Annotated in this window: 9 protein-coding genes; 3 read left to right on the forward strand and 6 right to left on the reverse strand. The window is 48.5% G+C overall.

From position 1 onward, the window contains the following. The 3 genes from ACTF7Q_RS09410 to mnmE form a co-directional block, all read right to left on the reverse strand. The coding region (locus ACTF7Q_RS09410; protein ID WP_438997583.1) for a 16S rRNA (guanine(527)-N(7))-methyltransferase RsmG at nucleotides 1-420 on the reverse strand (420 nt) is incomplete at its 3' end. Nucleotides 421-604: 184 nt separating this feature from the next. After that, nucleotides 605-2560 carry a tRNA uridine-5-carboxymethylaminomethyl(34) synthesis enzyme MnmG gene (gene mnmG / locus ACTF7Q_RS09415; protein ID WP_438997584.1) on the reverse strand — a complete coding sequence of 652 codons (1956 nt, stop codon included), beginning with the start codon at nucleotides 2558-2560 and terminating at the stop codon, nucleotides 605-607. 523 nt (nucleotides 2561-3083) lie between these two features. Continuing rightward, a complete protein-coding gene (mnmE, locus tag ACTF7Q_RS09420) occupies nucleotides 3084-4427 on the reverse strand; it encodes a tRNA uridine-5-carboxymethylaminomethyl(34) synthesis GTPase MnmE (RefSeq protein WP_438997585.1) in 1344 nt (447 codons plus the stop codon). A gap of 173 nt (nucleotides 4428-4600) precedes the next feature. Between mnmE and ACTF7Q_RS09425 the strand changes: the two genes are divergently transcribed. Further along, entirely contained in the window at nucleotides 4601-5116 is a 516-nt protein-coding gene (locus ACTF7Q_RS09425) for a methylated-DNA--[protein]-cysteine S-methyltransferase (protein ID WP_438997586.1), read from the forward strand. Nucleotides 5117-5329: 213 nt separating this feature from the next. On the opposite strand, the gene rho is transcribed toward ACTF7Q_RS09425, so the two are convergent. From rho to hemE, 3 genes are all read right to left on the reverse strand, one after another. Beyond that, complete coding sequence (gene rho / locus ACTF7Q_RS09430; RefSeq protein ID WP_438997587.1) at nucleotides 5330-6589, reverse strand: transcription termination factor Rho; 1260 nt, start codon at nucleotides 6587-6589, stop codon at nucleotides 5330-5332. A 171-nt stretch (nucleotides 6590-6760) separates the two neighbouring features. Then, nucleotides 6761-7189: a protoporphyrinogen oxidase HemJ gene (hemJ, locus tag ACTF7Q_RS09435; protein ID WP_438997588.1), complete on the reverse strand. Its 429-nt coding sequence runs from the start codon at nucleotides 7187-7189 to the stop codon at nucleotides 6761-6763. Nucleotides 7190-7208: 19 nt separating this feature from the next. Next, nucleotides 7209-8234, reverse strand: a complete 1026-nt coding sequence (gene hemE, locus ACTF7Q_RS09440) for a uroporphyrinogen decarboxylase (RefSeq protein ID WP_438997589.1) — start codon at nucleotides 8232-8234, stop codon at nucleotides 7209-7211. Between the two features lie 387 nt (nucleotides 8235-8621). On the opposite strand from hemE, the gene ACTF7Q_RS09445 reads away from it, so the two are divergent. Continuing rightward, nucleotides 8622-9446, forward strand: a complete 825-nt coding sequence (locus ACTF7Q_RS09445; protein WP_438997590.1) for a pyruvate, water dikinase regulatory protein — start codon at nucleotides 8622-8624, stop codon at nucleotides 9444-9446. Next, on the forward strand, nucleotides 9443-9654 hold a 212-nt coding region (locus tag ACTF7Q_RS09450; protein ID WP_438997591.1), incomplete at its 3' end, for a Maf family protein. The genes ACTF7Q_RS09445 and ACTF7Q_RS09450, both read left to right, overlap by 4 nt.

A 9654-nucleotide genomic window follows, 5' to 3' on the forward strand; every position in this document is an offset into this window, starting at 1 on the left:
TGTTATCACATCTGGTGCCATTGCTGGCAGGCTTTCGATGCGTTCATTATGAACTATGGCTGATAATTCTAATTCTCTTATAACTGTCTGTAAAAAAACAGTTTTCTTATAATCTGATTCGACTAGATGCACCGTTGCATCCTGCATAATTGACAAAATCAGTCCGGGGAATCCAGCGCCACTGCCTACATCAAGAATAGTTTTGCATCCAGGGGGCAGATAGCGGGCTAATTGCCCCGAGTCAAGGATATGACGTTGCCAAGCAATATCCAGAGTTCCTTTGGCGACAAGATTCAACGATTTCTGCCATTTTTCTAACAGCGCCAGATAAGCGGCAAATTTATCCAATGTTTCACGTGAAACATTTAACCTAGTCTGCACGCTTTCAGGCGTCATTTTGGGTGTCATTTTGGGTGTCATGCTGCCACAGCCCCAACATATATGCCGAATAATCCCGATATATCCGTTATGTCTGATATGTCTGATGCTATCGATAACGCCTTAAAGCGCGCCTTATAATACCAGCTAGCACCATATGAAGCCTGCCCATATGAAAAATGTTTCACGTGAAACATTTTGAATGGCTGAAAACAGGCTTTGTGCATCATATAGTCTCGCGCCGCATAGCCGTATTGTCAGGCTTGGTGCTATAAGCCGCGTCTTCACGGCGGCGCAGATGCCGCAAAACCGCAACCACCGATGCTGGTGTCAGCCCTGGAAGCCGATTCGCCTGGCCAATCGTTTCGGGCTGGCGGCGTTTCAAAACATCTTGTGCTTCCGCCGACAAGCCCCCAATCACCGAAAAATCAAGACCATCGGGAATCAACGTGGCTTCGTCACGACGTAACGCATCAATATCGGCCTTCTGGCGCGCCACATAGCCTGCATAGCGATAATCGGCTTCAAGCTGGGCGTGATAAAGTGGCGTGATTTTTGCCAACTCAGGCCATAATGACGTCAGCCGGTCGATGGTGATGCCTTCAAGGCTAAGCATATCTGCCGCCGTGCGTTTGCCGCCATCGCGGGGCTTTGGCAAGTCAGCTTTTTCCAGATCCTTGCCCGACGCGGTGAGCGATAGCAATGTGGCCTTTGCCGCTTCCAGATGCTTATGCTTATAATGCCAGGCTGTTTGCCGCGCACTTCCCACACAGCCAATCGCCATGCCTTTTTCAGTCAGGCGTTGATCGGCATTATCGGCACGAAGCAGCAGCCGATATTCGGCGCGTGATGTAAACATCCTATAGGGTTCGGGCGCGCCCTTGGAAATCAGGTCATCGATCATCACCCCAATATAGGCATCAGCACGATCAAGCGTAAAAATGGTCTTTTGCGTGGCATCAATAGAGGCCGCGGCGAGGGCGGCATTGACCCCGGCCATCAAACCTTGAGCCGCAGCTTCTTCATAGCCTGTGGTGCCATTGATCTGACCTGCCAGATACAAGCCTGGCAAGACACGCAATTCCAATGTCTGGCGCAAAGCGCGCGGATCGACAAAATCATATTCAATCGCATAGCCATGTTGCAAAATAACCGTCTGTTCAAGGCCAGGTATGGTTTTCACCAATGCCTCTTGCACATCGCGCGGCAGGCTTGTCGAAATACCATTCGGGTAAATCGTATGATCATCAAGCCCTTCTGGCTCAAGGAACAACTGATGCGAGTCCTTATCAGCAAAGCGGTTCACCTTATCTTCGATCGATGGACAATAGCGGGGGCCCTGACCCGAAATATTACCATTGAACACCGCCGATAAATGTATCGATTCGGCAATAATCCGGTGGGTTTCAGCCGTGGTGCGGGTGATGCCGCATTCGATCTGCGGTACGGTAATTTTATCGGTCATTGTCGAAAAGGGAATCGGTGGGTTATCGGCTGGCTGCATTTCCAGCACCGACCAGTCAATCGTACGGCCATCAAGGCGTGGCGGTGTTCCGGTTTTCAAACGGCCAAGCGGTAATGCCAGATCCGCCAGACGTGTAGCCAGCATATTTGACGGGGCTTCACCAATCCGGCCCGCCTCAGTGCGCTCATTGCCAAGATGAATCAAACCACCCAGAAAAGTGCCTGTTGTCAAAACAACGCTTACCGCTTTCAATTCGCGCCCATCTTCGCAGACAATGCCGGTCACCTGACGGGAAGTGCCGGTCAAGCCGTTCAAGCCAGCGGCCATATCATCAACCAGCAAATCACCAACCGCCGCCTCGATAATGGTGATATGATCATCCTCATGCAGAAATTCTTGAATCGCGGCACGATATAGCGCGCGGTCAGCTTGCGCACGCGGGCCATGCACCGCCGGACCCCGTGATTTATTCAACATGCGGAACTGGATTCCCGCCTGGTCAATCGCCCGCCCCATAAGTCCATCAAGCGCATCAATCTCGCGCACAAGATGGCCTTTACCAAGCCCGCCAATCGCCGGATTACATGACATTTCACCTATGCGGTCAGCGCGCATCGTGACCAAGGCCACCGACGCACCCATACGAGATGCCGCCGCCGCGGCTTCACAGCCAGCATGCCCCCCACCCACAACAATGACATCAAATACAGATTTCATTCTTCTTGTTTCGCTTATCCCTATTTCGCTTGTTATAATCGGTTCTATCAGGGTTTCATTCAGCTATCGGCGTCTAATTCAATGCCGACGTCTCAGCACGTATAATCAAATGCGGAGTGAACATAGCACAGATTATGGATTTATGCCGCATTGTTAGATGATGCAGTGGTAAATCACAAAATGTTTCACGTGAAACATTTTGGTGCGGCTTTCATGCCGGTCTGAAACCAAGGCCACCAGAAATAACGGTAATCAACCGCTTATATTCGCGTAACCCCCAATAGACAGCTTTATAAGCGCGCGATCATCTTACCGCTTTCGCGATGCTACAGCCCAATGATGCTTTATAATATGCCAGTCAAGACGATTATATCTGGCTGAACAACCGGAAAATGTTTCACGTGAAACATTTTAGGTCACCGACATGTCACGATCTGAAAGGCGTGATTTATCCAAACGGCCTAAACCCAAAAGGATTAAACCAAAACGGATTAGAAAAGCGCACTACCACACGACCTTGGGGCTATTTGCCAATACAAAAGGATGAAAAGATCGACCCCAGTAAATCTTCAACATCGATTTTACCCGTTATCCGCCCCAAAGCCGTGGCCGCCATCCGGAAATCTTCGGCCGCCAGTTCCGGATTCACATCAAAATCATGTGTCAGCCCACGTTCAAGACTCTGCATCGCCCCTATAAGCGCATCGCGGTGCCGCGCCCGTGTGATGATCGCACTCTGACCATCCTGATTAAGCGGCACAATCGCCTTTGTAATCGCCGCAATCAGCGTTTCGATGTCTTTATTATCGCGCAAGCTGAGATGTAATGCGCCTTCGGGCACCGACCCCACCAGCCCCAGATCGCATTTATTCAGCACGATTAAATGCTGGCCGCCTGTCAAATCACTGATCTCGGCCAGATGCTGTGGCCATGCCGGATCACTACCATCAAGGATAATCAGACCAAAATCAGCATCACGGCCAGCCTGACGGGCACGGCGGATACCTTCGGCTTCGATAGCCCCCGCACCATCGCGCAATCCAGCTGTGTCCATAAAGGTCACCGGCACACCGCCAAGATCCATTTTGACGGCAACGATATCGCGTGTGGTGCCTGCCTCAGCCGAGGTGATGACCGCATCACGTCCCGAAATCGCATTCAAAGCGGTTGACTTGCCCGCATTCACCGACCCAAGCAAGGCCACCTTTACGCCATCACGAATGACTTCGCCGGCTTTATTATCCGCCATAATAACACCCATATCAGCAATCAGCGTTTTGGTACTTGCGCGCAAGGCCGCTTCAACCGAGGCTGGCAGATCCTCATCGGCAAAATCAATCAGCGCCTCAAGCTGGCCAGCCAAGCTAATCAGCGTTTCGCGCCAGGCCGTAACCGGTTTGCGCAAAGCCCCATCAAGCTGTGCCCATGCCTGATGCAGCTGGGCAGGGGTTTCCGCATCGATCAGATCAGCTAGACCTTCGACGCCGGAAAGGTCAAATTTATCATTGCCAAAGGCACGGCGGGTAAACTCGCCTGGTAAAGCCGGACGGAACCCCGCTATCAGGGCCAATCTATCAAGGATCATCGCTTGTACCGCCTGACTACCATGACAATGGATTTCCAAGACATCCTCACCCGTCGGAGAATGCGGCGCCTGCATATAAAGCAACAGCACTTCATCAATCGGCTGGCCATTAACATTTTTGAGGCGGCGCACGGCAAAACGCCCCTTTTCGGGGCAACACACAGCAAAAGCATCCGCCGCATATGAGGCGCGCTCGCCGCTGATCCGCACGATAGCGATAGCCGAACGCCCTGGCGGAGTTGCCAGCGCAAAAATAGTGTCATTAAATGTCGCGCCTGTCATTGCGAGTCTTTCATTAAGAAGCCGATCTTTCATCTAAGGTCTGTTTGGATCCACGGTTTATATAGTAAATGTTTCACGTGAAACATTTTTTGAATTATCTGAATAGAGGTAAAGTACCCTGAGAACATGTCAAGAATGATATCAGGCCACCCCAAAGCGACAGGGACGGGATTATGACGGGACACTTTTATATCACCTTTCACACGCCTTTAGGATGGATGCGACCAATAAGTGACGGCACATCTTTGATCCGGCTAGATTGGCAACAATCACCTTGGAATGAAAACGCGCAAGACGACACGGATCATAGCGATAATGTTTCACGTGAAACAAAACATCAAATACTGGCGTATCTGGCTGGCACCCGCATGAGTTTTGATCTGCCGCTGGCCCCCGAAGGCAAAAGCAAAAGCGGATGTAACTGGCTCAGCGTCATGGCGCAAATTCCCTATGGCACAACCATTTCCTATAAGCACTTTGCCGCTATGGCTGGGAAACCCAGCGCGCCACGTGCCGCCGGTTCAGCCTGCGCACGCAATCCGATCCCGATTATATATCCCTGTCACCGTGTAGTTAAATCAGACGGATCGTTAGGCCATTATGGCGGCGGCGATATGAGTAGCCCCAAAGACCCGGAAAATCTTGGGCGCAAGGAATGGCTTATCAAACACGAATATCGTTATCGCTAATCAGAAAATGTTTCACGTGAAACATTTTGACACAAGGGGATGTGGTAGAGGTTTATTAGACCACGATCATCTTATCAGCGTATCCTTCGCTGCGCTGGATGATGCACCTAATCTCATATGATATCGCATCATCTCTCGGCCTTCCGGCCGGATGATGCTCATAATAATCCGCGATCATCTTATCAATCTTCGCTACGCTCGATTGGATGATGCTTAACTATTCATCTGGTCGAAGAAATCATCATTGCTCTTGGCATGTTTGAGTTTGTCGGTGAGGAATTCCATCGCGTCAATCGCGCCCATCTGCATGAGAATCCGGCGTAACACCCACATTTTGGCCAATGTGCCTTTATCGACCAGCAATTCTTCCTTACGCGTGCCTGATTTGGTGATATCAATTGCCGGGAATATTCGCTTATCAGACAATTTACGATCCAGAATCACTTCGCTATTGCCGGTGCCTTTGAACTCTTCAAAGATCACTTCGTCCATACGCGAACCTGTTTCGATCAAAGCGGTTGCAATAATGGTTAGCGAGCCACCTTCTTCGACATTACGCGCGGCGCCAAAGAAACGTTTTGGCCGTTGCAACGCATTGGCATCAACACCACCTGTTAGCACCTTGCCAGAAGATGGCACGACCGTGTTATAAGCGCGTGCCAAACGCGTAATCGAATCAAGCAGAATCACAACATCGCGTTTATGTTCCACAAGGCGTTTGGCTTTTTCTATAACCATTTCAGTGACTTGCACATGTCGTGAAGCTGGTTCATCAAAAGTTGACGAGATCACCTCGCCTTTGACCGAACGCTGCATATCGGTGACTTCTTCGGGGCGTTCGTCAATCAGCAAAACGATCAAATAGACTTCTGGATGATTTTCCGAGATCGCATGAGCGATGCTTTGCAGCATCATCGTCTTACCTGTGCGCGGCGGTGCCACGATCAACCCACGCTGGCCTTTACCCATTGGCGCGACAAGATCAATCACCCGCGGGGTGTTGTCTTTCTTGTCTGGATCAAATGGCAATTCAAGGGTCAATTTTTCTTCTGGATATAAAGGCGTCAGATTATCAAAGTTTATGCGCTGGCGTACCGCACTTGGCTCTTCAAAATTGATAGTTTCGATTTTGAGTAAAGCGAAATAGCGTTCACCATCCTTGGGCGCGCGGATCTCACCTTCAACGGTATCACCTGTGCGCAAGCTGAAACGGCGCACCTGACTAGGTGACACGTAAATATCATCGGGACCTGGTAGATAGTTTGATTCTGGTGCACGCAGAAAACCAAAACCATCGGATAGAACTTCGAGAACACCGCTACCATAGATTGCTACGTCATTATCAGCCAACTGTTTCAGGATCGCAAACATCATATCCTGTTTACGCAAAGTGCTGGCATTTTCAATTTCCAACTCTTCAGCATAAGCCAAAAGGTCGGCGGGTGATTTCTGCTTTAGTTCCTGAAGGTGCATAATATGACTCATCAATAAACGGGATATATAGATCGGATTCGTGAGCCGGGCGGCTCCCTGATATATACAGTTATAAATATACGTTTAATTTTCGTTAAAAGTCAAGGCGGCCAGTATTAGGCCTGACACATTAAGCATTTGTTATCATCTTTGTTTTTTGTACCACCGCACTTAAAACGGTTTTACTACCGCCATAACAATAATGGTAATCATCAGCACCGTCGGCACCTCGTTCCAGATACGGTAGGCATTTGATGATAATGGCTTTTCGTCATTTTCAAGTAACCTCCGCATTTTGGAAAATTTGCCATGACAGCCAGCCATAAGGATGACACAGACGAATTTTATAATAAACCAAAGCTCATAGATCAGCGTATGATTAAGCGCGATCATCCATAAACCAAAGATAAAGGATGCAATCATCGCTGGATTCATGATTGCTTTTAATAGCCGACGTTCCATAACTTTAAAGGTTTCAGCCTGTACAGAGCCAAGCGGGGCATTTGCGTGATAAACAAATAACCGGGGTAAATATAATAGTCCTACCATCCAAGATATTACCGAGATGATATGCAACGCCTTAATAATTTCATAACTCATCACTAATCCTTAATGCCAACTATCCAGCCTGGCGCACATGCGCAATCATTTTTGTTACATTCGCAATCGGTGTGGCAGGTGTAATACCATGCCCCAAATTGAATATATGCGGCCTTTCGGCAAAAACCTCAAGAATATCATCTATATTGGCAAGCATAGCATCATCGCCTGATAATAAGCTAATTGGATCAAGATTACCTTGTACTGGTAGATTTATTGGCAGGTTTTTATGCGCCCAGCGGATATCCATACCATGATCAAGCCCAAGTGCATCGACACCTACCTGATCAACATAGGGTAAAATACCTTCGCCTATACCTTTAGGAAAACCGATTACTGGTTGAGATATGCCACGCGCACGAAGCGCCGATATAATGATTGCCGCAGGTTTATTGACAATTGCATCACGATGCCAAGATGGAACGGCACTTGCCCAGCTGTCAAATAACATCAAGGCATCAGCACCAGCATGAGCTTGAAGTGATAAAAATTCTATTGTGGCCTGGGTGACAATATCCATTATCTTATTGAAACCAGCAGGGTCGTTCCATAGCATTTGGCGCGATATGTTAAAATCTTTTGAAGATCCACCCTCAAGCATATAGGTCATGACTGTCCATGGCGCGCCAGCAAAACCGATTAAAGCAGTATCCTCGCGCAAAAGCGAACGGGTGCGAGTGATAGCATCGGCAACAGGTGCTAATTTTACCACGACATTAGCAAGTAACGCGTCATCAAGTGATGCTGCATCAGTCAAAGGGTCAAGCATAGGCCCATGATTAGGTTTAAAGCGGACATTGCGATCCAAGGCCCATGGCACCATTAAAATATCAGAAAAAATAATCGCCGCATCAAAACCAAATCTTGTTATAGGCTGGATTGTAACATTACTGGCTTTCTCAGGGTTCAAACAAAAACTAATAAAATTAGGCGTCGTTTCTCGAACGTCTCTATATTCTTTTAAATAGCGCCCTGCTTGTCGCATCATCCAGATTGGCGGGATTGGCATCCTGTGCCCAGCGAGTGTTTTTAAAAAGCCATTCATGGTCTTTGTTTCTATATCTCTATAATATTATATATATAAAGTAGTTGTTTTAGTTGTGGGTGTGGATATGTCTATTCCCAGTTTTCCGCTTATCTTATCCCCAGTTTTATAAACAATGACAGGCTTGCAAAGCTACCGTTATTACTGGCAATAGTGTAATTATCCGACTTTTCCCCAGCCGCTGTCGATAATTTATCCGCAAATGTATGAGCTGTGGTTGGATTGTGGTTATCTATGGCTAAGTCGGGTTTGCAGTTTTTTATCCCCAGTTTGCCCTATTCCATTCACAGGGTTTATCCCTAGCTTTAGCATGGTTATAAGTCATAGGATATTTGATCATGACGTGGCCAACATAGCGATGTAGAGTTGACTAACAGCGAGGATATTATGGCACGTCAAGAATTACATATTCATCTTGTTTCGGATTCGACTGGCGAGACAGTGCATCAAATCACGCGCGCCTGTCTGGCGCAATTCCCCGATGCCGATATAACGGAACATGTCTGGACATTAGTGCGTACTGATGAGCATCTAGAGCTTTTGTTCAACGGGGTTAAGCGCAATCCGGGTGTTTTGTTGATGAGTATTATCGATAATGCGATGCGTGACAAAATCGAAGTGCGTTGCAAAAAAATGGGCATTCCAGCGGTGTCGGTGCTGGATCCGGTGGTAAATTTGCTGGCGAACGTGCTTGGCCAAGCGCAACAGAATTTGCCAGGGGGCCAGCGGCAGATCAATTCGGCCTATTTTGACCGGGTTGCCGCGGTGGATTTCGCCGTGAGTCATGATGATGGCATGAATATGGGGAATCTTGGTGAGGCGGATATTCTGATTGTGGGGATTTCACGCACTTCAAAAACACCAACATCGATGTATCTGGCGCATCGCGGCTATAAGGTGGCCAATTATGCGCTGGTGCCGGGGGTGCCTTTTCCGGCGCATTATCTTGACGGGCTTGATCTATTTACCGTCGGGCTGACGAATGATCCTAAACGGCTAAGCGCCATCCGCAAAACCCGCCAAATTGCCATGCTTGATAATGAAAATAAAACCTATGCCGATATCAGCGCGATCGAAGAAGAAGCCAAACAGGCACGACGCCTATTTAATAAATCAGGCTGGCCAGTGATCGATGTAACGCGCCGTTCGGTCGAAGAAACCGCTGCGGCGATTATCCAACTGCATACAAATTGGCGCGAAAGCAACGCATGACCCAAGATAGCTTTGTAAAATTACCTGCCGATAGGTTGATATTGGCCTCAACTAGCCAAACACGTCAGAACATGCTGGCGGCGGCAGGGGTTGCGTTTGTTGCGCAAGCCGCCCCGGTGGATGAAGTGGGATTGCGCGATGCCGCCCTGGCTGAAGATATGGCCAAGGATGATATCGCGGTGATGCTGGCCGAAATGAAAGCACAAGC

This window comes from Puniceispirillum sp. (SeqCode), from assembly GCF_965657105.1.
Lineage (GTDB): Bacteria > Pseudomonadota > Alphaproteobacteria > Puniceispirillales > Puniceispirillaceae > Puniceispirillum.

Excerpts from the sequence above, each read along its gene's own strand:
- ACTF7Q_RS09425 (WP_438997586.1), top strand. The coding sequence starts at position 4,601 with ATGACGGGACACTTTTATATCACCTTTCACACGCCTTTAGGATGGATG.
- ACTF7Q_RS09445 (WP_438997590.1), top strand. The coding sequence starts at position 8,622 with ATGGCACGTCAAGAATTACATATTCATCTTGTTTCGGATTCGACTGGC.
- hemE (WP_438997589.1), bottom strand. The coding sequence starts at position 8,234 with ATGAATGGCTTTTTAAAAACACTCGCTGGGCACAGGATGCCAATCCCG.
- mnmE (WP_438997585.1), bottom strand. The coding sequence starts at position 4,427 with ATGACAGGCGCGACATTTAATGACACTATTTTTGCGCTGGCAACTCCG.
- hemJ (WP_438997588.1), bottom strand. The coding sequence starts at position 7,189 with ATGAGTTATGAAATTATTAAGGCGTTGCATATCATCTCGGTAATATCT.
- mnmG (WP_438997584.1), bottom strand. The coding sequence starts at position 2,560 with ATGAAATCTGTATTTGATGTCATTGTTGTGGGTGGGGGGCATGCTGGC.
- rho (WP_438997587.1), bottom strand. The coding sequence starts at position 6,589 with ATGCACCTTCAGGAACTAAAGCAGAAATCACCCGCCGACCTTTTGGCT.